This window comes from Methylopila henanensis, from assembly GCF_042681025.1.
GTDB lineage: Bacteria > Pseudomonadota > Alphaproteobacteria > Rhizobiales > Methylopilaceae > Methylopila > Methylopila henanensis.
Genome location: NZ_JBHUER010000010.1, coordinates 82,372 through 107,577, shown reverse-complemented (window position 1 = coordinate 107,577; position 25,206 = coordinate 82,372). Strand labels below are relative to the sequence as shown.

23 protein-coding genes are annotated in these 25,206 nt (G+C 71.0%); 7 read left to right on the top strand and 16 right to left on the bottom strand.

From position 1 onward, the window contains the following. Positions 1-136: 136 nt before the first annotated feature. The 5 genes from glnT to ACFSCV_RS13570 form a co-directional block, all read right to left on the bottom strand. Positions 137-1,429 carry a type III glutamate--ammonia ligase gene (glnT, locus tag ACFSCV_RS13590; protein ID WP_378800117.1) on the bottom strand — a complete coding sequence of 431 codons (1,293 nt, stop codon included), beginning with the start codon at positions 1,427-1,429 and terminating at the stop codon, positions 137-139. 146 nt (positions 1,430-1,575) lie between these two features. Then, on the bottom strand, positions 1,576-2,922 hold the full coding sequence (locus ACFSCV_RS13585) for an FMN-binding glutamate synthase family protein (RefSeq protein ID WP_378800116.1): 1,347 nt from the start codon (positions 2,920-2,922) through the stop codon (positions 1,576-1,578). Positions 2,923-2,935: 13 nt separating this feature from the next. Further along, positions 2,936-3,643, bottom strand: coding sequence for a GltB/FmdC/FwdC-like GXGXG domain-containing protein (locus tag ACFSCV_RS13580; protein WP_378800115.1), 708 nt, complete (start codon positions 3,641-3,643; stop codon positions 2,936-2,938). 29 nt (positions 3,644-3,672) lie between these two features. Beyond that, a complete protein-coding gene (locus ACFSCV_RS13575) occupies positions 3,673-4,563 on the bottom strand; it encodes a class II glutamine amidotransferase (protein ID WP_378800742.1) in 891 nt (296 codons plus the stop codon). A gap of 140 nt (positions 4,564-4,703) precedes the next feature. Continuing rightward, the gene (locus ACFSCV_RS13570) at positions 4,704-5,381 is read right to left on the bottom strand and encodes a helix-turn-helix domain-containing protein (RefSeq protein WP_378800114.1); all 678 of its coding nucleotides are present in this window, start codon (positions 5,379-5,381) and stop codon (positions 4,704-4,706) included. Positions 5,382-5,502: 121 nt separating this feature from the next. Here ACFSCV_RS13570 and ACFSCV_RS13565 point away from each other — a divergent pair, with 121 nt between their 5' ends. Next, a complete protein-coding gene (locus tag ACFSCV_RS13565) occupies positions 5,503-5,817 on the top strand; it encodes a DMT family transporter (RefSeq protein WP_378800113.1) in 315 nt (104 codons plus the stop codon). A gap of 10 nt (positions 5,818-5,827) precedes the next feature. On the opposite strand, the gene ACFSCV_RS13560 is transcribed toward ACFSCV_RS13565, so the two are convergent. From ACFSCV_RS13560 to ACFSCV_RS13545, 4 genes are read right to left on the bottom strand one after another with little or no spacing between them, the layout of a single operon-like run. Further along, the gene (locus tag ACFSCV_RS13560) at positions 5,828-6,406 is read right to left on the bottom strand and encodes a sarcosine oxidase subunit gamma (protein WP_378800112.1); all 579 of its coding nucleotides are present in this window, start codon (positions 6,404-6,406) and stop codon (positions 5,828-5,830) included. Then, positions 6,399-9,380, bottom strand: coding sequence for a sarcosine oxidase subunit alpha family protein (locus tag ACFSCV_RS13555; RefSeq protein ID WP_378800111.1), 2,982 nt, complete (start codon positions 9,378-9,380; stop codon positions 6,399-6,401). The genes ACFSCV_RS13560 and ACFSCV_RS13555 overlap by 8 nt, the downstream gene beginning before the upstream one ends. Continuing rightward, positions 9,380-9,667 (bottom strand): sarcosine oxidase subunit delta, encoded by a 288-nt coding sequence (locus tag ACFSCV_RS13550; RefSeq protein WP_378800110.1) that lies wholly within the window; start codon positions 9,665-9,667, stop codon positions 9,380-9,382. Before ACFSCV_RS13550 ends, ACFSCV_RS13555 begins: the two co-directional genes overlap by 1 nt. 10 nt (positions 9,668-9,677) lie before the next feature. Continuing rightward, positions 9,678-10,937: a sarcosine oxidase subunit beta family protein gene (locus ACFSCV_RS13545; protein ID WP_378800109.1), complete on the bottom strand. Its 1,260-nt coding sequence runs from the start codon at positions 10,935-10,937 to the stop codon at positions 9,678-9,680. A gap of 98 nt (positions 10,938-11,035) precedes the next feature. On the opposite strand from ACFSCV_RS13545, the gene ACFSCV_RS13540 reads away from it, so the two are divergent. Then, complete coding sequence (locus ACFSCV_RS13540; protein ID WP_378800108.1) at positions 11,036-11,998, top strand: LysR family transcriptional regulator; 963 nt, start codon at positions 11,036-11,038, stop codon at positions 11,996-11,998. 6 nt (positions 11,999-12,004) lie between these two features. On the opposite strand, the gene ACFSCV_RS13535 is transcribed toward ACFSCV_RS13540, so the two are convergent. Continuing rightward, positions 12,005-13,087 carry a hypothetical protein gene (locus ACFSCV_RS13535; protein WP_378800107.1) on the bottom strand — a complete coding sequence of 361 codons (1,083 nt, stop codon included), beginning with the start codon at positions 13,085-13,087 and terminating at the stop codon, positions 12,005-12,007. Between the two features lie 510 nt (positions 13,088-13,597). On the opposite strand from ACFSCV_RS13535, the gene ACFSCV_RS13530 reads away from it, so the two are divergent. Together ACFSCV_RS13530 and ACFSCV_RS13525 are read left to right on the top strand one after the other, a co-directional pair. Continuing rightward, positions 13,598-14,437, top strand: a complete 840-nt coding sequence (locus ACFSCV_RS13530; RefSeq protein ID WP_378800106.1) for an aldo/keto reductase — start codon at positions 13,598-13,600, stop codon at positions 14,435-14,437. Between the two features lie 66 nt (positions 14,438-14,503). After that, entirely contained in the window at positions 14,504-14,659 is a 156-nt protein-coding gene (locus ACFSCV_RS13525; RefSeq protein WP_378800105.1) for a hypothetical protein, read from the top strand. 40 nt (positions 14,660-14,699) lie between these two features. Here ACFSCV_RS13525 and ACFSCV_RS13520 read toward each other — a convergent pair whose 3' ends face one another. After that, positions 14,700-14,897 carry a hypothetical protein gene (locus ACFSCV_RS13520; protein ID WP_378800104.1) on the bottom strand — a complete coding sequence of 66 codons (198 nt, stop codon included), beginning with the start codon at positions 14,895-14,897 and terminating at the stop codon, positions 14,700-14,702. Positions 14,898-15,296: 399 nt separating this feature from the next. Here ACFSCV_RS13520 and ACFSCV_RS13515 point away from each other — a divergent pair, with 399 nt between their 5' ends. From ACFSCV_RS13515 to ACFSCV_RS13505, 3 genes are all read left to right on the top strand, one after another. Then, positions 15,297-16,685, top strand: a complete 1,389-nt coding sequence (locus tag ACFSCV_RS13515) for an HlyD family secretion protein (RefSeq protein ID WP_378800103.1) — start codon at positions 15,297-15,299, stop codon at positions 16,683-16,685. Further along, positions 16,682-18,847, top strand: coding sequence for a peptidase domain-containing ABC transporter (locus tag ACFSCV_RS13510; RefSeq protein WP_378800102.1), 2,166 nt, complete (start codon positions 16,682-16,684; stop codon positions 18,845-18,847). Before ACFSCV_RS13515 ends, ACFSCV_RS13510 begins: the two co-directional genes overlap by 4 nt. A gap of 117 nt (positions 18,848-18,964) precedes the next feature. Continuing rightward, a complete protein-coding gene (locus ACFSCV_RS13505; RefSeq protein WP_378800101.1) occupies positions 18,965-19,885 on the top strand; it encodes a PfkB family carbohydrate kinase in 921 nt (306 codons plus the stop codon). Here ACFSCV_RS13505 and ACFSCV_RS13500 read toward each other — a convergent pair. From ACFSCV_RS13500 to ACFSCV_RS13480, 5 genes are all read right to left on the bottom strand, one after another. Further along, positions 19,876-20,673, bottom strand: coding sequence for a heme ABC transporter ATP-binding protein (locus ACFSCV_RS13500; protein ID WP_378800100.1), 798 nt, complete (start codon positions 20,671-20,673; stop codon positions 19,876-19,878). The genes ACFSCV_RS13505 and ACFSCV_RS13500 overlap by 10 nt on opposite strands. Beyond that, positions 20,670-21,719, bottom strand: coding sequence for a FecCD family ABC transporter permease (locus ACFSCV_RS13495; protein WP_378800099.1), 1,050 nt, complete (start codon positions 21,717-21,719; stop codon positions 20,670-20,672). Before ACFSCV_RS13495 ends, ACFSCV_RS13500 begins: the two co-directional genes overlap by 4 nt. Continuing rightward, positions 21,716-22,663, bottom strand: coding sequence for a heme/hemin ABC transporter substrate-binding protein (locus ACFSCV_RS13490; protein WP_378800098.1), 948 nt, complete (start codon positions 22,661-22,663; stop codon positions 21,716-21,718). Before ACFSCV_RS13490 ends, ACFSCV_RS13495 begins: the two co-directional genes overlap by 4 nt. A gap of 112 nt (positions 22,664-22,775) precedes the next feature. Beyond that, positions 22,776-24,275 carry a sensor histidine kinase gene (locus tag ACFSCV_RS13485; RefSeq protein ID WP_378800097.1) on the bottom strand — a complete coding sequence of 500 codons (1,500 nt, stop codon included), beginning with the start codon at positions 24,273-24,275 and terminating at the stop codon, positions 22,776-22,778. After that, a complete protein-coding gene (locus ACFSCV_RS13480; RefSeq protein WP_378800096.1) occupies positions 24,272-24,991 on the bottom strand; it encodes a response regulator in 720 nt (239 codons plus the stop codon). Before ACFSCV_RS13480 ends, ACFSCV_RS13485 begins: the two co-directional genes overlap by 4 nt. Positions 24,992-25,206: the final 215 nt, after the last annotated feature.

Sequence of the window (25,206 nt, the reverse complement as noted above, 5' to 3'; positions counted from 1 at the left end):
ATCATGCAGGTCTTGGACTTTAAGTCAAAACTTTTTCTCAAGAAGAAACAAATTGGCCCCGCACGGCGCGCCGGCGGGGCCAATCCACATGCGACGCAGCGCGTCCGGAGCGCCTTCGCGCTCCGCCGCCGCCGGCTCAGCAGTCGAGCGTGTTGTCGCGCTCCCACTGGGTCAGGTGGCGCGTGTAGTTGTTCCACTCCTGGTTCTTCAGCTTGGCGTAGGCCGTGACGAATTCCTCGCCGAACATCGTTTTCGTGGCGGGCGAGGACTCGAACGTCCGGATCGCGTCGAGCAGGTTGAGCGGCAGCTTTTTGCAGTCCGTGACCGAGTGGCCGTCCGTGTACATGTTGATGTCGAGACGCTTGCCCGGATCGCGCTTGTTCTCGATCCCGTCGAGGCCGGCGGCGAGGATCGCGGCCTGCAGCAGATAGGGGTTGGCCGCGCCGTCGCCGAGACGGAACTCGAACCGGCCCGCGTCCGGGATCCGGATCATGTGGGTGCGGTTGTTGCCCGTGTAAGTGATCGAGTTCGGCGCCCAGGTCGCGCCCGACGTCGTCCGGGGCGCGTTGATGCGCTTGTAGGAGTTCACGGTCGGGTTGGTCAGCGCGCAGATCGCGTCGGTGTTGTGCATCAGGCCGCCGATGAAGTGGTAGCCGAGCTGGCTGACGCCGAGCTCCCCGTTCGGGTCCTCGAACAGGTTCTTCTTCCCGTCCCACAGCGACACATGGGCGTGGCAGCCCGAGCCCGTGAGGTTCAAGAACGGCTTCGGCATGAAGGTGGCGCGCAGGCAATGCTTCTCGGCGATCGATTTCGCCATGAACTTGTAGAAGGCGTGCTGGTCGGCGGTCTGCAGCGCCGGGCCGTAGTTCCAGTTCATCTCGAACTGGCCGTTCGCGTCCTCGTGGTCGTTCTGGTAGGGGGCCCAGCCGAGCTGGAGCATCGCGTCGCAGATTTCGGTGATCACGTCGTAGCGGCGCATCAGGGCCTGCTGGTCGTAGCAGGGCTTTTCGGCGGTGTCGGACGGATCCGAGATCCGGGTGCCGTCGGCGTTCACCAGGAACATCTCGGGCTCGATGCCCGACTTCATCTGGTAGCCGGACCGGGCGATCAGGCGCTTCAGAAGGTTGCGCGGAGCCTGCTCGACCTCCTTGCCGTCCATCCAGAGGTCGGCCGCGAGCCAGCCCACCTCCGGTTTCCACGGCAGCTGGATCAGGCTGTCCGGGTCGGGCTTTGCGAACAGGTCGGAATCCGACGGGCTCATGTCGAGCCAGGTGGCGAAGCCGGCGAAGCCGGCGCCCGCCTTCTGCATGTCGCCGATCGCGGCGGCGGGAACCAGTTTGGCGCGCTGCGCGCCGAACAGGTCCGTATAGGAAATGAGGAAGTATTTGATGCCGCGATCTCGCGCGGCCTCCGAAAGATCAATCGCCACTGAAGTCCCCTCGATCGCCCCTTTTTGGGGTCTAACCTGAAATATTACGGCCTTGCTTGCGGGTTCCCCGCCTGTGGGAGGCGCCTTCCGAAGAGCCGGAGGAAGGCCCTCCGGGGGACGTCGGCGGGCCTTCCTTATCGTTTGCGTCAGAACCCTCCGGACTGGCCGGGGATCCAGCTGGTGCCGGCGAGCGGCACGTTCGCCATCGCCGCCGCCTCGATCGTCAGCGCGACGAGGTCTTCCGGCTCGAGATTGTGGACGTGGCTCTTGCCGCAGGCGCGCGCGATGGTCTGGGCTTCCAGCGTCATCACGGACAGGTAGTTGGCCAGGCGGCGTCCGGCGATCACCGGGTCGAGGCGCTTCATCAGCTCCGCGTCCTGGGTCGTGATGCCGGCCGGATCGCGGCCCTCGTGCCAGTCGTCATAGGCGCCGGCGGTCGTGCCGAGGGCCTGGTACTCGGCCTCCCACTTCGGATCGTTGTCGCCGAGCGCGACCAGCGCCGCCGTGCCGATCGCGACCGCGTCGGCGCCGAGCGCCAGCGCCTTGGCCACGTCGGCGCCGTTGCGGATGCCCCCGGAGACGACGAGCTGCACCTTGCGATGCATGCCGAGGTCCTGCAGCGCCTTGACCGCCTGACGCACCGCCGCGAGCGTCGGAATGCCGACGTTCTCGATGAAGACCTCCTGCGTGGCGGCGGTGCCGCCCTGCATGCCGTCCACCACGACCACGTCCGCGCCGGCCTTCACCGAAAGCGCCGTGTCGTAATAGGGCCGCGCGGCGCCGACCTTCACATAGATCGGCTTCTCCCAGTCGGTGATCTCGCGCAGCTCCTCGATCTTGATCTCGAGATCGTCCGGGCCGGTCCAGTCGGGATGGCGGCAGGCCGAGCGCTGGTCGATGCCTTCGGGCAGCGTCCGCATTTTTGCGACGCGGGGGCTGATCTTCTGGCCGAGCAGCATGCCGCCGCCGCCGGGCTTGGCGCCCTGGCCGACCACCACCTCGATCGCGTCCGCCTTGCGGATGTCGTCCGGATTCATGCCGTAGCGCGACGGCAGATACTGGTAGACGAGCTTGGTCGAATGCCCGCGCTCTTCCTGCGTCATGCCGCCGTCGCCGGTCGTCGTGGACGTGCCTATGGCCGAGGCGCCGCGGCCGAGCGCCTCCTTGGCCGGTCCCGACAGCGAGCCGAAGCTCATGCCGGCGATGGTGATCGGGATCTTCAGTTCGATCGGCTTCTTGGCGAAGCGTGTGCCGAGCACGACGTCCGTGCCGCAGCGCTCGCGGTAGCCCTCGAGCGGATAGCGCGACATCGAGGCGCCGAGGAACAGCAGGTCGTCGAAATGGGGCAGCTTGCGCTTCGCGCCGGCGCCGCGGATGTCGTAGATGCCGGTCGCCGCCGCGCGGCGGATCTCCGACAGGGTGTAGGCGTCGAAGGTCGCGCTCTCGCGGGGGAGGGTGCGGGGCGCTGCGGGCGCCTTGACGTGCTCGTTCATCGTCGTCTGTCCCTCAGTACGCGGACGCGTTGTCGACGTGGAAGTGGTAGAGCGTGCGGGCCGAGCCGTAACGCTTGAAGTCGGACGGATCGATCTCGCCCTCCACGCCCGCGAGCTTGAAGCGCTCGTAGAGCTCCTGGCGGTGCTCGTCGCGCATCTCCTTCTCGACGCAGTCGGCTCCGAGGCTCTTCACGCTGCCGCGGACGTAGAGCCGTGCCTCGTAGATCGAGTCGCCAAGCGCCTCGCCGGCGTCGCCGAACACGGTCAGGGTGCCAGCCTGCGCCATGAAGGCGGACATGTGGCCGACCGAGCCCTTCACGACGATGTCGACGCCCTTCATGGAGATGCCGCAGCGCGCGCCCGCGTCGCCGCCGATGATCAGCGCGCCGCCATGGGCGGTGGCGCCGGCCGCCTGGCTGACGTCGCCCGCGACCTCGACCCGGCCCGACATCATGTTCTCGGCGACGCCGACACCTGCGGCGCCGCGGACGATGATCGTCGCCTGCTTGTTCATGCCGCCGCAGTAGTAGCCGACGGGACCGTCGACCTCGACCGTCACCGGCGCGTCGAGGCCAGCGGCGATGGCGTGCAGGCCGCGCGGATTGGCGACCTGCCACAGCGAGGCGTTGGTCCCGTCCTTCAGCGCGTGCAGCGCCGCGTTGAGCTCGCGGACGCTCGCCGTCGCCAGATCGAAGCTGTGACTCTTGGTGCTCGCGTTCATGCGCGGCTTCCCCCTGTTCTGAGTTGGGCTCAGGCCGCGGCGCGGTCCCAGAAATAGACCTTGGCGGGCTCGGGCTCCCAGACCTTGGCGTTCTCGATGCCGGGCAGGCCGGCGAGCGCGCGGTATTCCGAGCCGAAGGCGACGTACTGGTCGGTCTCGGCCATCACCGCGGGCTTGCAGGCGATCGGGTCGCGCAGCACGCCGAAGCCGGACTCCGTGCCGACGACGAAGGTGTAGAAGCCGTCGAGATCGCCGAGGCTGTCCTCGAGCGCCTCGCCGAGCGAGCGCCCTTCGCGCATGCGCCACGACAGGTAGCCGGCGGCGACTTCGCTGTCGTTGTCGGTCTGGATCGCGACGCCCGCGCGCTCGAGGTCGCGGCGCACGGTGCGGTGGTTCGACAGCGAGCCGTTGTGCACGAGGCACTGGTCGGCCCCGGTCGAGAACGGATGCGCGCCGTTCGTGGTCACGGCGCTCTCGGTCGCCATGCGGGTGTGGCCGATGCCGTGGGTGCCCGACATCTCGGCGAGCTTGAACCGGACGGCGACGTCGCTCGGCAGGCCGACCTCCTTGTAGAGCTCCATGCGCGACCCGGCGCCGACGACCGTGACCTCGGGCGCGACCTTGGCGAGCGCCGCGCGGACTTCGGCCTCGCGGCCGGCCGGCAGCGTCAGGACGGCGTGGGTGGCGCGCGCGCTGAGGCCGACGCCGTCGCCGAGCTTCGCCGCGAGGCCGGCGAAGTCGTAGCCCTCGGCCGCGCGCAGGGTCAGCTTCACCTCGTCCGGCGCGCCGGCGCCGTAGACCGCGAAACCGGCCGAATCCGGGCCGCGGTCGGTCATGATCTCGAGCATGCCGCTCAGCAGTTCGCCAAGCTTCGGCTCAAGCGCCTTGTCCTTCAGAAAAAGTCCGACGATGCCGCACATGATTTCGGCGCGCTCCGTTTGCTCGAGGCTCACTTGGCTTTCGAGAACGGACGCTATCCGGGCGTCGCGGGCGCGTCAATCGATATGAAAAAATAATTCTTGTGAGGAAACTCGCTGGCGGCTTCGAAGCAGGCCGCGCGTCAGTCCTTTTCGTACATGATGACCGATAGATAGGTCATCGGCTTCACCAGCAGCCGCTCTGGCCCGTGCGGGGCGCCGGAATCGAACAGCAGCGAATCGCCGGGCTTGAGGTGGTAGCTGTTGCCGGCGTGGGCGTAGATCACTTCTCCGCTCAGCATGTAGATCAGCTCTGTGCCTTCGTGCTGGAAGGCGGTGTAGGGCGCGGCGTCCTCGGTCAGGGTGATCAGATAGGGCTCGCAGGCGATCGCCCCGCCCAGCATGTGGCCCAGCAGTTCGTACTGGTGGCCGACCTTGGTCCCCCGCCGCTGAATCACGACGCCCTGGCCCGCCGGCACATAGGAGCAGTCGCGCCGCTCCTCGAACTCCGAAAACAGCAGGCTTATCGGCATGTTGAGCGCCGAAGCCAGCGTCTGGAGCGTGCCGAGCGACGGCGAGATCTGGCCGTTCTCGATCTTCGACAGCATGCCGGTGGAGACGCTCGCCGCCGCGGCGAGCTCCGCGACCGTCAGCCCCATCAGCTTGCGGTGGTGCCGGATCTGCAGGCCGATCGCCTGCTCCAGCGTGCGCCGCTCCATGGCCGCAGGCGCGCCGGAGCCGGTGACGTAGACGTCCTCCGCGCCCGGCGCGGCCTCGTCCGCGGGAACGGCCGCCGCCGCGGATGTGGACTTGCGAACCATGGCGCTTTCCTCTCAGGAAACTTTCCGCAAAGGCTAGCGAAAGGCGCAGGGCTTCGACAAGCGCGCCGACGCCGCAACCTCCGCGCGCCGGGGAGCGGTTCTAAGCATGAGGAGTAGCGTGATGGGATGGGTCTACCTGCTGGCGGCGGGCCTCATGGAGATCGTCTGGGCGATGGGGCTGAAATATTCCGAAGGCTTCACGAAGCTCGTCCCGACCGTCGTCACCGTGATCTCGATCGCCTGCAGCCTCACGCTGCTCGGGCTGGCGCTGAGGACGCTGCCGATCGGGATCGGCTATGCGGCGTGGACCGGAATCGGCGTGGTGGGCACGACCATCTTCGGCATGGCGGTGTTCGGCGAGCCCGCGACGGCGGCGCGGATCGGCTGCATCGGGCTGATCCTGGCCGGCGTCGTCGGGCTGAAGATCGCGGGCTGAGCCTGCGCGCTCAGTCCTCCGCTCGGGCGTCGAGCCCGCGGGCCTGCCCCGCCTCGACGATCCAGCGCCAAAGCGTGGCTGCGAAGGTGCGGAACGTCGCGATCTCGTAGGTCGGCGCGTCGTCGACCTGCCAGAGGTGGACCGCGATCGAGGCGGCGTGGGTCATGGCGGCGTCGCCGGGCCCGAACGTCCTCGGATGCAGGTCGAGCTGGATCAGCGTGGCGAGCGTCTCCCGCGCCTTCGGGCCGGAGACGCGCAGCACCGTTCGGCCGTCCGACTGGTCGGCGACCGCCGCCGGCAGCGTGGAGAAGTCGGTCGGAGCGGATGACACGGCCAGCCATTTGCCGGGTCCTGCGCCGACGAAGGCGACCTCGCCCGAAGCCACCCGCGCCGGTCCGGTCGGGAGATCGAGGCCGTAGGCGGCGCGCACCGCCTGGACGAGCTCCGCCTCGCGCCCCCTCAGGGCCGCGACGGAGGCGAGGGTCAGGTTCTCGACCTCCCGCAGCGTGACGCCGGGCGCTCCGGCGGCGGAGACGTTAGGGGCGACGTGCGGCCGGAGCGCCGAACGGGCGACGAGGGGCTCAGCCACGGACGCGGACTCCTTCCGGATCGACGAAGACGGGAGCGACCACCTCGACCTCGACGTCGCCGTCGCGCACCGGGTCCACGGCGCGGACGATCTCGCCGATCCGCTCCTGGCCGCGCGCGAGGAAACCGAGGCCGACCCAGCAGCCGTTCGAGGGAGAATAGGCGACGGAGGTCATGTAGCCCTCGTCGTTGGCGGCGGTGACGGCCGCGCCGCGCGCGACGAAGTGCGCGCCGCCCCGGAGCCGCTGGGAGCGGTCGACCGGCTTGAAGCCGACGAGCCGCGGCCGCGCCGGATCGGCGAGGCCCTCGCGCTGGCTCAGCACCTTGCCGATGCAGTCCTTCTTCTTCGACATCATGCCGCCGAGGCCGAGATCGGCCGCCGTGGTCTGGCCGTTCAGCTCGGCCGCCGCGGCGTGGCCCTTCTCGATGCGCATGACCGACAGCGCCTCGGCGCCGTAGGGGCAGATGCCGAAGGGCTCGCCCGCCGCCATGATCGCCCGGATCAGCGCGTCGCCGTAGCGCGCGGGGACCGCGAGCTCGAACGCCATCTCGCCGGAGAAGGAGAGCCGGAACAGCCGGGCCCTGGTCCCGCCGCACACCGTCAGCTCCTTGACGCCGAGATAGGGCAGGCCGGCGTCGGAAACGTCGAAGCCGTCGTCCGCCAGCGCCGCCACCACGTCGCGCGAGCGGGGCCCCGCGATCGCGTATTTCGCCCACTGGTCGGTGATCGACGACAGGTGGACGTCGAGATGCGGGAACAGCCACTGCCGGCAATATTCGAGATGCCGCATCGCGCTCGCGGCGTGCGCCGTCGAGGTGGTGACGTAGTAGTGCGTCTCGCCGAGGCGGGCGACGGTGCCGTCGTCCATCGCGATCCCGTCCTCGCGCAGCATCAGCCCGTACCGCGCCTTGCCGATCGGCATCGTGGAGAAGGTGTTGATGTACACATGGTCGAGGAAAGCGCCGGCGTCCGCGCCTTGCACGTCGATCTTGCCTAGCGTCGAGGCGTCGTAGACGCCGACCTTGTTGCGGACGGTGTTCACCTCCCGGATGGTCGTCTCGAGCCAGTCGGTCTCGCCGGCCCGCGGGAAGTAGGCCGCGCGCATCCAGAGCCCCGTCTCGACGAACACGGCGCCCTGCTCCTCGGCCCAGAAATGCGAGGGCGGCAGGCGAGTCGGCTTGAACTCCTTGCCCCGGTGCGCGCCGCCGAGCGCTCCGAGCGCGACCGGGGTGAAGGGCGGCCGCGTCAGCGTGAGGCCCGTCGCGGGGATCGACCTGCCGGTGATCTCCGCCATCAGCGCGAGGCCGACGACGTTCGCGGTCTTGCCCTGGTCGGTCGCCATGCCGAGCGTGGTGTAGCGCTTCAGGTGCTCGACCGAACGGAAGCCCTCGCGGGCCGCGAGCTCGACGTCCTTGACCGTGACGTCGTTCTGGAAGTCGACGAAGGCCTTGCCGCGCTTCGCCGGAACGCGCCACGGCCCGAGCCCGCGGGTCTCGCCGGAATCGTCGTCGGCGCGCGGCGGATCGAAGGTCCCGCCCGAGAAGCCGCAGTCGTTCGCGGCCTCCGCGCCCGCCCGTCCGCCGGCGGCGAGCGCCTCGCCGAGGCCGAAGGCGCCGGCGGCCGCGCCGACGACCGTCATGCCGGGAGGCGTCCCGCCCGGCGCGAACGCGGCGAGGTCGTCCCGCCACTGCGGCCGTCCGCCGAGATGGGTGGTGAGGTGGATCGTGGGGTTCCAGCCGCCCGACACCGCGACGAGATCGCAGGCGACGTTGAAGCTTCCGCCGCGGGCGTCGACGATCTCGCAGCCCTTGACGCTCTGGCCGCCATAGGCCCGCGCCACCGCGCCGCCGAAGACCAGCAGGGCGCCGGCGGCCCGCGCCGCCGCATGCAGCGCTGGGCTGTCGCCGCGCGCGTCGACCACCGCCACGACCTCGCAGCCGGCGGCGTTCAGGTCCGCCACGGTGCGGGCGGCGTCGTCGTTGTTGGCGTAGACCACCGCGCGCCGGCCCGGCGCGACGCCGTAGCGGTTGAGGTAGGCGCGGACCGCGCCGGCGAACATCACGCCCGGGGTGTCGTTGCCGCCGAAGGCGATCGGCCGCTCCAGCGCGCCGGCGGCGAGCACGGCGCGCTTCGCGACGATGCGCCAGAAGCGCTGACGCGGCTGATGCTGCGCCGGCTCGCGCAGGTGGTCGGAGACCCGCTCGACCGCGCCGTAGACGCCGCCGTCATAGGCCCCGAGCACGGAGGTGCGCCTGAGCACGGTCACCTCGGGTAAGCTCGCGAGCTCCGCCTCGGCCTCCTCGGCCCAGCGCGCCGCGCTTTGGCCGCCGAGTTCCCGCCGCTCGGCGATCAGCCGTCCGCCGAGCGCGAAGTCCTCGTCGGCGAGGATCACCCGCGCGCCTGAGCGTCCCGCGGCGAGCGCCGCGGCGAGGCCGGCCGGGCCGCCTCCGATCACCAGCACGTCGCAATGGGCGGTGGTCTTCTCATAGGCGTCGGGATCGGCGGCTTCCGCCGCGCGGCCGAGACCCGCGGCGCGGCGGATCAGAGGCTCGTAGAGCCTCTCCCACAGCTTCGCCGGCCACATGAAGGTCTTGTAGTAGAACCCCGCCACGAACACCGGCGAGGCCAGCTGGTTCACCGCCAGCAGATCGAAGGCGAGCGACGGAAAGCGGTTCTGGCTGCTGGCCTCGAGCCCGGCGTAGAGCTCGGCCACCGTCGCCTTCACGTTCGGCTCGCGCCGCGCGCCGGTCCGGAGCTCCACGAGCGCGTTCGGCTCCTCGGAGCCAGCCGTCAGCACGCCGCGGGGGCGGTGGTACTTGAACGACCGCCCGACGAGCGTGACGCCGTTCGCGAGCAGCGCCGAGGCGAGGGTGTCGCCGGGGTGGCCGGAATAGGTCCGGCCGTCGAAGGTGAAGGCGAGCGGGCGCGTCCGGTCGATCAGGCCGCCGGAGGCGAGGCGGTTCGGCTGGGACATCATTCGGCTCCGGAGCCACGCGCCGCCGCCACGTCGCGGGCGGCTTCGACCAGCTCGATGGCGTGGGTGCGGGTGTCGCGGGTCACCACCAGCCAGGACTGGCAGCCGCTGGCGTGCTGCCACAGCTCGCGGTGCGGACCGGCCGGGTTGTCGCGGAGATAGACGTAGTCGTGGAACGCGACCTCCGCGCCGGGCGCGGCCGGGTCGGGACGGGTCAGGCTGGCGTCGCCGAGATAGGAGAACTCGTCCACGCCGCGGACGCCGCAATAGGGGCAGGGAATGCGCATGGGTCGAGCCTCAGTGCAGGTTCGGCTGGGCGCCGACGCCCTTTTCGTCGATCAGATGGCCGGTGGCGAAGCGGTCGAGCCGGTAGGCGGCCGCGACCTCGTGCGGCGCGTCGGTCGCGAGCAGGTGCGCGAAGCACCAGCCCGAGGCCGGCGTCGCCTTGAAGCCGCCGTAGCACCAGCCGGCGTTGAGGTAGAGGCCCTCGACCGGCGTGCGGTCGATGATCGGCGAGCCGTCCATCGACATGTCCATGATCCCGCCCCAGTGCCGGAGAAGCTTCACGCGGCCGATCGCGGGCATCAGCGCCATACCGCCTTCCGCCACGTCCTCGATCGTCGGCAGGTTTCCGCGCTGGGCGTAGGAGTTGTAGCCGTCGATGTCGCCGCCGAAGACGAGGCCGCCCTTGTCCGACTGCGAGATGTAGAAGTGGCCGGCGCCGAAGGTGCAGACCGTGTCGATGAAGGGCTTGATCCCCTCCGATACGAAGGCCTGCAGCACGTGGCTCTCGATCGGCAGCCTGAGCCCCGCCATGGCGGCGACGCGCGAGGAGTTGCCGGCGCAGGCGAGGCCGACCTTCTTCGCGCCGATGAAGCCGCGGGTGGTCTCGACGCCGAGGATGCGGCCGGCCTCGATCCGGAAGCCGGTGACCTCGCAGTTCTGGATGATGTCGACGCCGCGGCCGTCGGCGGCGCGGGCGTAGCCCCAGGCGACCGCGTCGTGCCGCACCGTGCCGCCGCGGCGCTGGCGCAGGCCGCCCTTGATGGGGAAGCGCGCGTTGTCGAAGTCAAGCATCGGCAGGATGCGCTTGAGCTCGGCCGCGTCCAGCAGCTCGGCGTCGACGCCGTGCAGGCGCATGGCGTTGCCGCGGCGGGCGTAGGCGTCGCGCTGGCCGTCGGAATGGAACAGGTTCACGACGCCGCGCTGGCTCACCATCGCGTTGTAGTTCAGGTCCTGCTCCAGATCCTCCCAGAGCTTCATCGAGTGTTCGTAGAACGGCGTGTTGCCCGGCAGCAGGTAGTTCGAGCGCACGATCGTGGTGTTGCGGCCCACATTGCCGCCGCCGACCCAGCCCTTCTCCACCACCGCGACGTTGGTGATGCCGTGGACCCTGCCGAGGTAGTGCGCGGTCGCGAGGCCGTGGCCGCCGCCGCCGACGATGACGATGTCGTACTCCGCCTTCGGCTCGGGCTCGCGCCAGGCCGGCTTCCAGCCGGTGTGGCCGCGAAGCGCCTCGCGGAGCACGGAAAAGATCGAATACCGGTCGGTCGACATGAGCGCGCCTGGGTGATGGCGAAGCAAGGACAAGCCGGAGTATGGCGAACGGAACGGCGCTATGAGATATAAATCGGACTTATAGTGCGAGCCCCGCGATGCAGCCCCGCGCCGACGACCTTCCCTTCGATCTCCGCCAACTCACGATCTTCCTCGCGGTCTGCGACGCCGGCTCGATGGCGGCGGCGGCGCGGCGGCTCGGGCTGACGCAGCCGGCGGTGTCACTCGCGGTGGCGGAGCTCGAGGCCCGCGTCGGCGCCGGGCTGTTCAACCGGGCGATCCGGCCGATCGCGCCGACGCCTGCGGGCGTGCTGCTGCGCCAGCGCGCCTCGGCGCTGGTCTCCGAAGCGCGCCAGATCGCCCCGATGCTGCGGGAGGCGGGGCGGGCGCGGTTTCCGTTGGTGCGGCTCGGGCTCGTCGACTCGCTGTCGCGCACGCTCGGCCCCGCGCTTGCGGACGCGATCGCGGCGCGGGCCGACGAGGTCGCGATCCTGTCGGGCCTGACGGCCGCGCACGCCAGCGCGCTGCTGTCGCGCAACCTCGACGTCATGATCGGCGTGGACGATCTCGGCGATGTCGCCGGGCTCGAACGCTGGCCGATCGTCGCCGAGACGCATGTGCTGATGTTGCCGGCGGACGCAGGCCCCGTCTCCGACCTCGCGGATCTCGGGCGGCTGGCGGGGACGCACGACCTCGTGCGGTTCAGCGCGCGCTCTTCGACCGGCGTCGAGATCGAACGCCATCTCCGGCGCATCGGGCTGGACCTTCCGCGGCGGCTCTCGTTCGACACGCCGCAGGGCGTGGCCGCGGCGGTCGCGGAAGGGGGGCGCTTCGCGATCGTGACGCCGCTTTGCGTGGCGGAGGCCGCCCCGCCTGCAGGAGCGCTGACCTACGCAGCGCTGCCGGGCCCGCGTCTGACGCGGCGGTTGACGCTCGTCGCCTACGCCCAGGAGCTCGGCCGGCTGCCGGGCGAACTCGCGGCGCTGGGCCGGTCGAGGGTGAACGCGCTGGTGGAGGGCGGCGGCCTCGGGCCGCTCGCCGGTTTCGTCGACGTCGGCTGACCGCTCTTAAGGAGCCACGATCCAGCGCCGCGCGCCCGGCCGCGCGGCGACCTCGCGGGCGCGTTCGGCGCCGGCGCGCTCGAGCCCCTGCGCCAGGTGGCCACGCTCGGCGGAGGCGAGGTCGGGGCGGACTGGCGTCCACAGCGCCGCCTCGCTGATCTCCGCCGCCAGCGGCACATCGCGCCACCACGGCCCGGCGCCGCCCGCGAGCATGTCGGGAATGCGCGCGTAGAGAGTCTGGACGGCCTCGGCGGCCTCCTTGTCGAGGTCCGCGCCGCGTTTGGCGAACAGCGAGATCTCCGCCGTGAGGGCGCGGGCGTCCGCGACCAGCGGCGCCGAGGGCAGGTCCGCGGGCGTGAGCCGGCGCGAGCGGGCGGGGTCGACGTCCGGCGCGACCGAGACGACATGCAGGTCGCCATGGGCGGCGATCAAGGCGCCGAGGTCGGCGTCGCCCTTCACCGCGATCAGCACAGCGCCGGCGGCCTCGCCGCGGGAGACGGCGTCGAGCGCCTCCTCGCGGCCCGAACGGCGCTCCTCCCCTTCCAGGCGCAGCAGCGCCAGCGCCTTGCGCGCCACCGCGGCGTCGTCCTCCGCGGCGCCGATCTCGATCGGCTTGCCGGCGAGGTCGCCCGCGCCGGCCACATCGCGGCGCGCGACGATCACGACGACGGCGTCGAACAGGCGGGCCACGCGCTGGACGTCCGGTTCGGCCGCGCCGTCGAGGCTCGGAGAAACGGCGAGGTCGGCCGTCCCGCCGCCGAGCTGAGCGTCGATCAGCCTCGCGTCGTCGCCGAGCGCTTTGACGACCTCGGCGCCCGGGCCTGCGGCCGCACCGGCCGCGCTCACGGCGATCGCGAGGCCGCCGCGTTCCGGCGGCAGCGGCGTCACGCGCGCGACGTCCCGTCGGGCCGCGGCGGAACGGCGGGCGGAGGAGCGCCGCAGGCTGCGCCGCTCGGCGGGCGCGGTTTCCGCAGCGACGACGCGCCGCGCGTTCTGCGCCGGCGCGTTCGGCGCGGCCCTGCTTCGCGACAGCGACCGATCGGCGGCGGTGCGCCACCAGTTCGAAGACTGGGTCGGGGAGGCGGCCACGCCGGGGGGCGCGGTCGCCGCGGCTGGCGGCGGGGGAGCGGCGGGGCGTTGAGCCGACCGCCTGTTCGGCTGGGTCGCGGCCGGGGCCGTGCGCTGCGCCGGTTGCGCCTGCCGCGGCGCGTTCGGCGCGGCCTGGGCGCGCTGCGCAGGGTTGACAAGCTGCGCGCTCGCGAAGGTCGGCGCGCCCAAAGCTGCGGCCAAGACGGCGATAGCGATCGATCGGGGTCGGAAGGACATCGTGATCACCTGACAGCTCCGATGAGGCGCCGAACGCCGGCCTGAATTTCCCGATTTGTAGCTTCTATCGCTTTCCTGGCCGACGAATCTGGTTTCTTCAAGACCTGTTAATGGATCTTAACGGCCATTATTGGTTGCATGGTTTCGATATCGGTCAAAAGGATGATCTGACTTCGGGCGCGTCCGTCGCGTCGTCCATGGGCGCGCAACGTCGCCGCGCCGGCTAAGCTTGGTCCATGCGCCGCGACGGCGGCGGCCAGGCAGGAGATTCCCATGCGCCAGTCCACCTTCGGTCCCGACCGACGTCCGGTCCCGGTCATCGGGCAGGGCACATGGCGGCTGGACGACGACGCGCGGGCCATGGCGCTCGAGGCGCTGCGCGCGGGCCTCGACGCCGGCATGACCCATGTCGACACGGCGGAGATGTACGGAGAGGCGGAGCCGCTCGCGGCCGAAGCCATCGCCGGACGGCGGGACGACGTCTTTCTGGTGTCGAAGGTCCTGCCGCAGAACGCGGCCAGGGCGCGGGTGCTCGACGCGTGCGAGCGTAGCCTGCGGCGGCTGAAGACCGACCGCCTCGACTGCTATCTCCTGCACTGGCGCGGCGCGACGCCGCTCGAGGACACCATCGACGCGTTCGAGACCCTGAAGCGGCAGGGCAAGATCCTGTCCTGGGGCGTCAGCAACTTCGACGTCGACGATCTGGAGGAGGCGCTCGGCATCGCCGGCGCGGGCGCCATCGCCTGCAATCAGGTGCTCTACCACCTCGAGGAGCGGGCGATCGAGCACGCCGTCATTCCCTGGTGCGAGGCGCATGACGTGACGGTCGTGGCCTACAGCCCGTTCGGCAGCGGCGCCTTTCCCGATCCGCGTTCGAAGTCCGGCGCCGTGCTCGCGGAGGTCGCCGCCGAGGCCGGCGCCTCGCCGCGCCAGACGGCGCTCGCGGCGCTGACGCGTCGCCCCTCGGTCCTAGCGATCCCGAAAGCCGGGCGGAAGGCCCATGCGCTCGACAACGCCGCCGCGGGCGATCTCGAACTCACCGACGAGCAGCTCGCGCGCATCGACGCCGCGTTCCCGCGCGGACCGAAGCCGCGCCATCTGCCGATGATCTGAAAGAGGGTATGCGCCTTCGGCGGCCCGCGCCCTAGCTTCTCTCCTCGAGCAAGAGGGAGACGCCCGATGGATATCGACCCGTTCGAACAAGGCCTGATCGCAGCGGCCAATGGCGGTTCGTTGAACGACAATCGCTACGAGGCCGGGAGCGAGGAGCACCGGCTGTGGGAGGAGGGCTTCCTCCAGGGCGCCCGCGACGCCGAGCCGGCCGAGCCGGAATGAACGGCAAGGGGGCGGCGGTTCGAACCGCCGCCCCGACGCGTCAGATGGGGAGAGGCGGCAGGGCGCCGATCACCGTGTCGAGAAGGCCGCCGACCAGACCGCCGACCTGATCGAGCGTTCCGGACACCGCTGCGAGTTCGTCGCCGAGGTCGAGCGAGAGGCCCAGCGACAGGCCGCCAGACACCTCGTCGAGTTCAGCTGCGTTAAGTTCACGAACAGCTTCGAATGCATTGCTCATGCGATCATTCTCCCTTTGGACGTGACGCGCTATTGTGCATCCACCATCGTTTGAAGAAGCGCCCATTTGCGCTTCGCGATAGAATTGATCATCACTGTTCCATGTCTTCAACCCCGCGATCGGGATGGGGCCGGATTAGACAAAAGGACTATCAAGTCGGATCGATAGACGATCGAACATGGTGCGGATAGTGAAAAATTATTGCTCATCATATGGTTATAGGCCGATCATTAAATTTGAACGCGCGGCGCCGGGCGGTGATCCGGCGCGGGGGCGTAAAGGCCGGCGAACGCCGACCGACGGCGGATCGGACTCGGAGTCTCTCGACATGGCCCCCGCTGTTGGCGGCGTTTTGACGCAGGCCCGCGGAGGGGCGGCGCCGGCGGGCTGGAGCGCCGGATGACGGCGGGGCCAAGCGTGGACGCCGCGGCGGTCGCGTCGGACCCCGCGGCTCCGGATCAGCGCCCGCCTGCGGCGCCGCCGGCCGCGGCGCCTGCTCAGAAGGCGACGCCGCTGTTCCGCGCCGCGGCCGTCTCCGCCCGCGCCGACCAGTGGCTCGGCGCCACGCGCGCGGTGCAGCCCTGGCCGCTCACGGTGGTGGCGCCGGTCGGCGCCGTCCTCGCCCTCGCGCTCGTCGCCTTCCTCGTCTTCGGCCAGTACACGCAGCGGGCCCGCGTGCACGGCGTGCTGACGCCGAGCTCCGGCCTCATCAAGCTCGCCGCGCCGCAGGAGGCGCGCATCCTCGCGCTCAAGGTCGCGGACGGCGACACGGTCGCGAAGGGCCAGCCGCTCTATGTGCTCGACCTCGACCGCCGCACCGAGTTCGGCGCCGCGAGCGAGACGGTGCTCGCGGCGCTGAAGAGCCAACGCGACGAGCTTCAGAAGGAGCTGCTCCGCCGCTCGGCCGCGGACAAGGACCGGCAGGAGGCGCTGCGCGTGAAGCTCGGGGATCTCGGCCGCGAGAGCGCGCAGGTCGATCGGCAGATCGCGACCGGCGAGGATTACGTCCGGGTGCTGACCGAGGAGCTCGAGAGCTACCAGGACTATCTGAAGCGCGGCATCACCATCCAGCGCGACGTCGCCGACCGCCGCTCGCGGCTGATGGCCGAGAAGACCCAGCTCGAACAGCTCCGCCGCGACGGCGTGCGGCTCGAATCCGAGACCAGCGCCGCCAAGGCCGAGATTTCCCAGATCGATCACGAAGGCGGTTCGAAGCTCTCCGAAATCCGCCGCCAGATCGCCGAGGCCGACCGCACCATCGCCGAGACCGAGGCGCAGCGGCAGATCCAGATCGTCGCGCCGGAGGCGGGGCGGGTCACGGCCGTCGTCGCCCATGCGGGCCAGGCGGTGCCGAACGGCGCGCCGCTGCTCACGATCGTGCCGGAGGACAGCGCGCTGCAGGCCAATCTCTACGCCGAATCGAGCGCGATCGGCTTCATCCGCGAGGGCGCGCCGGTGATGCTGCGCTACGCCGCCTTTCCCTACCAGAAGTTCGGCCAGCATCCGGGCGTGGTCACATCGATCTCGCGCGCCGCGCTGAGGCCCGAGGAGATCGAGAACGGCGTCGCGGCCCCGCCCGACAGCGAAAGCCGGGGCGGCCTCTACCGTCTGACGATCAAGCCCGAATCGTCCGACATCGTCGCCTATGGCAAGCGCGAGCCGTTGCAGGCGGGCATGCAGGTGGAGGCCGACATCTTCCTCGACACCCGCCCGATCTGGCAGTGGATCCTCAACCCGCTCTACAGCCTCAAGCCGCTTCACGGCGGGCCTGAGGAGGCGGGGCGATGAGCGTGACGGCGCAGGACGACGCCGGGCGCGACGCCGCCGGTCCGGCGCGCGCGCTGCTCGGTCGGCTGTCGTTCGGCTTCGGCCGGCCGCGCACGCCGGCGGTGCTGCAGACGGAGGCCGCGGAATGCGGGCTCGCCTGCCTCGCGATGGTGGCGGGCTTCCACGGCCGGCTGGTCGATCTCGCGACCCTGCGGCGGCGGTTCTCGACCTCGCTCGGCGGCCTGACGCTCAAGCAGATGGTCGCGATCGCGGGCCGCATGGACCTTGCGGCGCGGGCTCTGCGCGTCGAGATGTCGGCGCTGCCGCAGCTCTCGACCCCGTGCGTGCTGCATTGGGGCTTCAACCATTTCGTCGTGCTCGAAAGCGTCGGCGCCCGCACCGCCCGCATCTGCGATCCGGCGATCGGCCGGCGCACGCTGCCGCTCGAGGAGGTGTCGAAGTCCTTCACCGGCGTCGCGCTGGAGCTGACGCCGACGCAGGATTTCGCGCCGGCCGACGAACGCCAGACCATCCGGCTGCTCGACCTGTTCCGCAACGTGGCAGGCCTGCCCAAGGCCGTGCTGCAGCTGCTCGCGCTGTCGATCGCCTTCGAGATCTTCACGCTCGCACTGCCGTTCGGCACCCAGATCGTGATCGATCAGGCGATCGTGGCCGGCGACACCGACCTCGCCACGCTGGTGGCGCTCGGGCTCGGGCTGCTGGTGCTGCTGCAGACGGTGATCTGGGCGGCCCGGTCCTGGGGCATCATGGCGCTGTCGGCGGCGCTCAACGTGCAGTGGGCGAGCGGCCTGTTCTCGCATCTCGTGCGCCTGCCGCTCGATTACTTCGAGAAGCGCCACGTCGGCGACGTCACCTCCCGCTTCCGATCGCTCGAGACCGTGCAGGACACGCTGTCCACCACCTCGGTGCTGAGCGTGGTCGACGGCGTCATGGCGATCGGGCTCGTGGTGATGATGGCGCTGTTCGGCGGCTGGCTCGCCGTGGTCGCGGTCGTCACCACGCTGCTCTACGTGGCGCTCAGGATCGCCGCCTACGGGCCGTACCGGCAGGCCTCGGAAGAGACCATCGTCCAGGCGGCGCGTGAGAACACGCATTTCCTCGAGACGCTGAGGGGCGCGACCACGGTCAAGCTGTTCGGGCTGGAGGAGCGGCGCACCGCCACCTGGCTCAACCTGCTGGTCGACCGCTTCAACGCCAAGCTCCACACCCAGAAGCTCGACGTGCTGTTCGGGGCCGCCACCAAGCTGCTGTTCGGGCTCGACCGGGTGCTGATCCTCTATCTCGGCGCGGTCGCGGTGATCGACCGTTCAATCACTCTCGGCATGCTGATCGCGTTCCTGTCCTACAAGGACCAGTTCTCGACGCGCATCGAGAGCCTCGTCGCCGCCGGCTTCAAGATGCGGATGCTCAACCTGCAGGCGGAGCGGCTCGCCGACATCGCCCTGTCGCCCCGCGAGGCGACCGGCCAAGGCTCCATAGCGCCCGTGCAGGGCGGGGCGCCCCCGACGCGGATCGACATGCGCGGCGTGGGGTTCGCCTATGGCGGCGGCGAGCAGCCGATCGTGCGCGATTTCGACCTCGCGATCGCGCCGGGCGAATGCGTCGCCCTGCTCGGGCCCTCCGGCTGCGGCAAGACCACCCTGCTCAAGATGCTCGCCGGCCTGCTGCCGCCGACCGCGGGCGCGATCGAGATCGACGGCTCTCCGCTCAACGAAGGCTCGCTCGCGTCCTACCGCGAGCGCATCGGCTGCGTGCTGCAGGACGATCGCCTGTTCGCCGGCTCGATCGCCGAGAACATCGCCTGCTTCGATCCCGCCGTGGACATGCGCTGGGTGCGCCAGTGCGCCGCCGCGGCCGGCATCGACAACGACGTCATGCGTATGGCCATGGGCTACGAGACGCTGGTCGGCGACATGGGCTCGACGCTCTCGGGCGGGCAGAAGCAGCGCATCTTCATCGCCCGCGCGCTCTATCGCAGGCCGAGCCTGTTCCTGCTCGACGAGCCCACGAACCATCTCGACGAGCGCGCCATCGACGTGGTGCTCGACGCGTTGAAGCGCCTGCCGATGACGCGCGTGGTGGTGACGCACAACAGCAGGGTCGCGAGCATCGCCGACCGGCAGATCCTGATGTCGCTGCCGCAGGGCGCGAAGACGGGCTGACGGCCCGTCGTCGCGCGATTGGCCGCGCCGGACGGGTGTTCTATCGTCCGCTCCGCGGGGGCCAAGACGATGGATGCGATTGCGGGTTCGCCGGCCAGGGGCCGGCCCAGGATTTTCGTGCTGGGCAGCTTCGTGGCCGCCTGCACGGTGACGGTCGAGGAACTGCCCCAGCCGGGCGAATCCCTGCGCGCCGGCGCCTTCCTGATGGAGCCCGGCGGCAAGGGGTTCAACCTCGCGCTCGCCGCCCACCGGCTCGGCGCAGAGGTCGACGGTCTGTTCGCGGTCGGCGCCGACCTGCTGGGGGACCTCGCCGAACCGGCCTTCCGCCGCGCAGGACTCGATCTCGCCATGCTGCGCCGGAAATCTGCCCCGACCGGCGGCGGCGTCGGCTTCATCGCCGCGAACGGCGAAAACTGCCTCGCGGTCGCGCCAGGCGCGAACGAGGCGCTCGGCGCGGAGGACGTGCGGCCGCTGGAGAACGCGATCGGCGCGGCCGATCTTTGCCTCGCCCAGTTCGAGATCGCCGACGGGCCGATCGCCGAAGCCTTCGCGATCGCCCGCGCGGCCGGACGTCCGACGCTGCTGAACCCGTCGCCCTACCGCGCGCTGAGCGACGGCGTGCTCGCCGCGACCTCGATCCTGTGCGTCAACGCGGTCGAGGCGGCGGAGCTGGCCGCGTCCCTCGGCGAGACGGTCACGCCGGGCGCGGACGGCGCCGCGGGTCTTGCGCGGCGGCTGTTCGGGCTGGGGCTGGAGGCGCTCGTCGTCACCCGGGGCGGGGAGGGCGCGACCGTGCACCAAGCGGACGGACCGCCGCATGTGGAGCCGGCCTTCCCGACGCGGGCGGTCGACACCCTCGGCTGCGGCGACGCCTTCGCCGCCGCGCTCGCCGTCGCGCTGGCGGAAGGCCGCGCCTGGCCGGAGGCCATGCGCCGCGCGGCCGCGAACGGCGCGCTCACCGCCGCCGCGCCCGGCGTATTCGACGCCCTGCCGACGGTCGCGGCCCTCGAACTCGCGCTCGATGGCGCCTACGCCTGAGCATCAACCTGAACGACGGTCTGGGGCAGCAGGAACGGGCCGTCCGGCACCCCGCGGACGCGCGCCTCCACCCCGTAGAGCGTGCGGACCAGAGCGTCAGTCAAAACCTCGGCGGGCGGACCGCTCGCCGCCACCGCGCCGGCTTTCAGCGCGACGATCTCGTCGGCGGCCATGGCGGCGAGGTTGACGTCGTGCAGCACGGCGAGCACGCCGCCGCCGCTTCGCGCATGACGGCGCGCGAGCGCGAGCGTCGCGAGCTGGTGCTCGAGGTCGAGGCTCGCGGTCGGCTCGTCGAGCAGGAGGTAGCGCGCGGGACCGGCCGGTGCGGCGTCGAGCTGGGCCAGCACGCGCGCGAGATGGACGCGCTGGCGTTCGCCGCCGGAAAGCTCCGGGCACGGCCGGTCGTCGGCGCCTTCGAGGCCGACGACCGCGAGGTTGCGCGCCACGATGGCGTCTCCCTCCATCCGGGGCAGTCCGGGCGGCAGGCCCAGCCGCCCCGTCTCGCCGACGGTGAAGGGGAAGGCGAGCTCGTTCGATTGCGCGAGCACGGCGCGCCGGCGCGCCAGCTCGGCCGGAGTGAAGGCGTCGAGGTCGACGCCGTCGAGGCGGACGGAGCCGGCGGCTGGCCGCAGGTCGCCCGCAAGCGCGGACAGCAGCGTCGACTTGCCGGCGCCGTTCGGCCCGATGATCGCGACGACGCGGCCGGGCCGGACCCGCACGCTGGCGCGATCGAGCGCGACGCGCCCGCCCAGCCTGACCGTGACGGCGTCGGCGACAAGCCCGCTCATCCGATGATCCGTCCACGGCGGCGCATGAGCAGCCACAGGAAGAACGGCGCGCCGAACGCCGCCGTCACGACGCCGATCGGCAGTTCGGCGGGGGCCGCGAGCGTGCGCGCGGCGACGTCCGACAGCAGCAGCAGCGCGGCGCCAAGCAGCGCCGAGGCCGGCAGCAGCGCGCGGTGGCCGGGGCCGATCGCAAGCCGGACGAGATGAGGGGCCGCGAGCCCGATGAAGCCGATCGCGCCCGCGCTCGCCACCGCCGCCGCCACCGCCGCCGCCACCCCGATCACGGCGATGCGCTTCACCCGCTCGACGTCGACGCCCACGTGGAACGCGGCGCGTTCGCCGAGCGCGACGGCGTCGAGCCCGCGCGCCAGAAGCGGCGCGGCGAGGCCGAGCGCCACGATGAAGGGAAGCGCCAGCGTGATCTTCAGCCAGGTCGCGCCTCCGAGGCTGCCGAGCGTCCAGAACAGGAAGGCGCGGAGCTGGTCGTCCCGCGCCATGAACACCAGCACGCCGGTTCCGGCCGCCGACAGCGCCCCGAGCGCGACGCCCGCGAGCAGCATCACCGCGATCTCGGTGCGGCCGTCGCGCGAGGCGATGCGGGCGAGCAGCAGCGTGGTGGCGAGCCCGCCCGCGAAAGCGGCGAGCGGCAGGGCGAGGTTCGCGAGCGTCGGCGGCAGCAGATGCGCCACGCTCTCGCCGAGCACGATCCAGGCGACCGCGGCGAAGGCCGCGCCGGACGAGACGCCGACGAGGCCTGGATCAGCCAGCGGGTTGCGGAACACGCCCTGCATCACGGCCCCGGCGAGCGCCATCGCGGCGCCGACGAGCGCGCCGATGACGGTGCGCGGCGCCCGGATGTCGGCGAGAATGGTGGCGTCGCGCGCGAGCGCCGGGGGCAGCCCCTCGCGCCCGCCGTTCGCGAGCACGGCCTGAGCCACGTCCAGCAGCCGCGCCGGCCCGATCGTGACGGGGCCGACCGACAGCGACGCGATCATGGCGACGGCCAGCAGAAGGCCGGCCGCCGTAAGGCCCTGAGACTTCGTCACCGGGAGGCGGCTTGGCTCGCGGTCCAGGGGCGCTCCGGCAATGCGCGGAACGTATGTTCGGGATAGACTTGTCGCGCGACCGCGCGGGCGATGTGGGCGACCCGCGGACCGAACCCCACTAGGCCGAGGGCGTCCGCGACGACGATGCGGTTGTCCCTTACGGCGGAGGACTGGGCGAGCGCCGGGTGCCGGGACACCGCCTCGACCGAGACCGGCGCGCCGGTCGCCATGACGATGACGGCGTCCGGGTCGATGGCGAGCGCCGCTTCGTCGACCAGCGCCTTCCAGCCCGTCATCGCCGTCGCGGCGTTGTCGCAGCCGACCAGCTCCAGCGCGAGCGCCCCCGTCGAGCGGACGCCGGCGGCCGTCAGCGGACCGCCGCTGGAGGGGCCGAGCAGGATCAGCGCGCGCCGCCGATTCTCGATCCGGGCGATGTCTTCGGCGAGCGTCGCAAGATCGGCCGCGACGGCGTCCGCGAGCTCGCGCCCGCGCTCCTCTTCGCCGAGCGCGGCGGCGACCGCGCCGATGCGCGCGACGATGTCGTCCGGCCGCTCGATCTCGCGGAGCGACACCAAACGGACGGACGCCGCGGCGAGCACGTCCATGGTCTCCTTTGGCCCGGAGCCTTCCGCCGCGACGATCGTTGTGGGCGACAGGCCGAGCACGCCCTCCGCGGAGAGCCGCCGGTAGTATCCGACATTGGGCTTGCCGCGCGCGGCGGGAGGGTAGGTCGACGTCAGGTCGACGCCGACCACGCGGTCGCCGCAGCCGAGCGCATAGACGATCTCGGTGACGCCGCCGCCGAGCGTCAGGACCCGATCGCCGCCGGCCTTGGCGAAAACCGTCGGCGACCACAGCGGCGTCGCGGCCGCCGCAAGCCCCGACAGCAGCGCCGCGCGGCGGGTCGGGATGATCGACGGTCCATCGTGCGCCCGCGTGGCCATATCAGAACTATTCCAGTTAAATTGTGTTTGAATCCAATGGGTTGAGGGTATCTGCGCTCCGTCCTCCGCTGTCAATGGCGGTCGTGGCGGGCGACCGTGCCCGGCGCGGGGCTCAGGAGCTGGGCGAGACCGCTTGTTTGGTCGGGCCGTAGGGCGCCGCCGGCGTCCGGAACAGCCGCCGCAGGGACCGCGACTCGGCTTCGGCGCCGGCCTCGAACGCCGGCAGCGTGATGACGGCGCGCAGGCCGCTGTCCCGATTTGTGAGCGTGACGTCGCCGCCATGGCGGCGGACGATCGTGCGGGAGATCGCGAGCCCGAGGCCCATGCCGCCGGTTTCGCGGTTGCGCGATTCCTCCAGCCGGAAGAACGGCGCGAACACCTTCTCCATTGCCTCGGCCGGAATGCCCGGCCCGTCGTCCTCGACCACGATCTCGACCGTCTGGGACGTCTCGACGACGCTGACCCGGGCGCGCCCGCCATAGCGCACCGCGTTCTCCACGAGGTTGCGCGCGGCGCGGCGCAGGGAGTCCGGCCGGCAGCGCAGCTTGACGCGCGGACCCTCCACGAAGCTGACGTCATGGCCGATCTCGGCGAGGTCGTCGCACATGCTCTCGACCAGCGAGCGGACGTCGACCGCGCGCGTCTCCTCGATCACCGACTCCTCGCGCGCGAAGGCGAGCCCGGCCTCGGTCATGGCGCGCAGTTCGTCGATCGTCGCGAGCATCTTCTCGCGCGTCTCCTCGTCCTGCACGAATTCGGCCCGCAGCCTGAGCGAGGTGATCGGCGTGCGCAGGTCATGGCCGATCGCGGCCAGCATGCGCGTGCGGTCGTCGATGAAGCGCTGCAGCCGCGCCTGCATCAGGTTGAACGCTTCCGCCGTCTGGCGGATATCGTCGGGGCCGGTCTCGGGCAGGGTGCGCTGCTCGCCGCGGCCGACCGCCTCGGAGGCGAGCGCCATCTGGCGCATCGGCCGGGTGATGCCGCGCGCGATGAAGGCGGCGATGCCGCAGAGCAGGACGGCCGCGAGCCCCATCGAAACCGTCGACTGCATGGTCCAGAAGCCCGCCGGCGCGGGCTTGGCGAGCGCCGTGTTCAGCCAGCCGCCGTCCTTGAGCTGGACGGCGAGGCCCATGCCATTGGAGTTGTTGATGTACTGAAACTTGGCCGGCCGGGACAACGGCCAGGCCTGGGGCGGCAAGTCCCGCCAGCTCGATTCCGGCGGCGGTTCGGTGGAGGGTGTGAAGCTGCTTCCGGACGAAAGCTTCGCCGGGCTTCCGAGACTGGCGAAGCTCGGGAGAGGCCGGCCGAGCTGGGAAAAGGCCTCGCCGCGCCAGGCGACCGCGTCGCCGGGAGCGTCGGGGGTGTACCAGAAGCGCGAATAGGTGGTGCCGCTCGCGTTGAGGATGTCGTCGCGCAGGTTCGGCGGCGTGCTCTCCACCACCTGGGCGATCGAGGCGCAGCGGCTGAGGAACTCGGCCTTGGCCGCCTTGTGCAGCGCCTCGCTGCGCTCGCCGAGGAACAGGACCGCGCCGAGGCCCTGCGAAACGGCGAGCGCGAGCAGCATCAGGCCGATGAACTGGATCGTCAGGCTTCGGGTCCAGAGCCGGGTCATGGCGCCTCCACCTCCGCGACGAAGCTGTAGCCGCCGCCCCAGTGCGTCTTGATCAGCGAGGGCGATTTAGGATCGGTCTCGATCTTCTTCCGCAGGCGGCTGACCTGATTGTCGATGCTGCGGTCGAACGGGTCGGCCGCGCGCCCGACCGTCAGGTCGAGCAACTGGTCGCGGCTCAGCACGAGGCCCGAATGGTCGAGGAAGACCGACAGCAGCCGGAACTCGGCGGTGCTGAGCGGGACGGCGAGGCCGTTGTCGTCCACCAGCTCGCGGCGGCCGACATGGAGCTGCCAGCGGTCGAAGCGGATCTCCCGCGCCTTCGGCGTGGCGCGCTGAGGCGGCAGGCTCTGGACCCGCCGGAGCACGGCCTTGATCCGCGCCAACAGCTCGCGCGGGTTGAACGGCTTGGTCAGATAGTCGTCGGCGCCGATCTCGAGGCCGACGATGCGGTCGGTCTCCTCCGCCATGGCGGTCAGCAGGATGACCGGAAGCTCCGTGGTCGAGCGCAGCTCGCGGCACAGCGACAGCCCGTCCTCGCCCGGCATCATCACGTCGAGCACCACGAGGTCCAGGCCGTTCTTCTCCATCAGCCGGCGGAACGCGGACGCGCTCTCGGCCTGACTGACGCGAAATCCATGCTTCGCCAGGTATTTCCCGACCAGGTCGCGAATGTCGCGATGGTCGTCGACTACGGCGATGTGCGGTTGGGCGTCCATTCGTCTTCAGCTCTCTATGTCCATCCCATCATACCGACGCCGACGATCGTCCGGCGGAGAAAAATGTATCGGAATGTAACGGCTCCATGAACCGCGACATCTCGCGACCAAAACGCCCGTCGGCCGGCAGAACTCTGCGACAGACGGCCGGTAGAACGTCCTCATCGCCGGAGACGAACTGAGCGTCTCCAGAGGTTCCTGACGCAAGTCACGGG

Excerpts from the sequence above, each read along its gene's own strand:
- ACFSCV_RS13585 (WP_378800116.1), bottom strand. The coding sequence starts at position 2,922 with ATGAACGAGCACGTCAAGGCGCCCGCAGCGCCCCGCACCCTCCCCCGC.
- ACFSCV_RS13580 (WP_378800115.1), bottom strand. The coding sequence starts at position 3,643 with ATGAACGCGAGCACCAAGAGTCACAGCTTCGATCTGGCGACGGCGAGC.
- ACFSCV_RS13575 (WP_378800742.1), bottom strand. The coding sequence starts at position 4,563 with ATGTGCGGCATCGTCGGACTTTTTCTGAAGGACAAGGCGCTTGAGCCG.
- ACFSCV_RS13570 (WP_378800114.1), bottom strand. The coding sequence starts at position 5,381 with ATGGTTCGCAAGTCCACATCCGCGGCGGCGGCCGTTCCCGCGGACGAG.
- ACFSCV_RS13565 (WP_378800113.1), top strand. The coding sequence starts at position 5,503 with ATGGGATGGGTCTACCTGCTGGCGGCGGGCCTCATGGAGATCGTCTGG.
- ACFSCV_RS13555 (WP_378800111.1), bottom strand. The coding sequence starts at position 9,380 with ATGTCCCAGCCGAACCGCCTCGCCTCCGGCGGCCTGATCGACCGGACG.
- ACFSCV_RS13550 (WP_378800110.1), bottom strand. The coding sequence starts at position 9,667 with ATGCGCATTCCCTGCCCCTATTGCGGCGTCCGCGGCGTGGACGAGTTC.
- ACFSCV_RS13545 (WP_378800109.1), bottom strand. The coding sequence starts at position 10,937 with ATGTCGACCGACCGGTATTCGATCTTTTCCGTGCTCCGCGAGGCGCTT.
- ACFSCV_RS13540 (WP_378800108.1), top strand. The coding sequence starts at position 11,036 with ATGCAGCCCCGCGCCGACGACCTTCCCTTCGATCTCCGCCAACTCACG.
- ACFSCV_RS13530 (WP_378800106.1), top strand. The coding sequence starts at position 13,598 with ATGCGCCAGTCCACCTTCGGTCCCGACCGACGTCCGGTCCCGGTCATC.
- ACFSCV_RS13525 (WP_378800105.1), top strand. The coding sequence starts at position 14,504 with ATGGATATCGACCCGTTCGAACAAGGCCTGATCGCAGCGGCCAATGGC.
- ACFSCV_RS13520 (WP_378800104.1), bottom strand. The coding sequence starts at position 14,897 with ATGAGCAATGCATTCGAAGCTGTTCGTGAACTTAACGCAGCTGAACTC.
- ACFSCV_RS13515 (WP_378800103.1), top strand. The coding sequence starts at position 15,297 with ATGACGGCGGGGCCAAGCGTGGACGCCGCGGCGGTCGCGTCGGACCCC.
- ACFSCV_RS13510 (WP_378800102.1), top strand. The coding sequence starts at position 16,682 with ATGAGCGTGACGGCGCAGGACGACGCCGGGCGCGACGCCGCCGGTCCG.
- ACFSCV_RS13500 (WP_378800100.1), bottom strand. The coding sequence starts at position 20,673 with ATGAGCGGGCTTGTCGCCGACGCCGTCACGGTCAGGCTGGGCGGGCGC.
- ACFSCV_RS13490 (WP_378800098.1), bottom strand. The coding sequence starts at position 22,663 with ATGGCCACGCGGGCGCACGATGGACCGTCGATCATCCCGACCCGCCGC.
- ACFSCV_RS13485 (WP_378800097.1), bottom strand. The coding sequence starts at position 24,275 with ATGACCCGGCTCTGGACCCGAAGCCTGACGATCCAGTTCATCGGCCTG.
- ACFSCV_RS13480 (WP_378800096.1), bottom strand. The coding sequence starts at position 24,991 with ATGGACGCCCAACCGCACATCGCCGTAGTCGACGACCATCGCGACATT.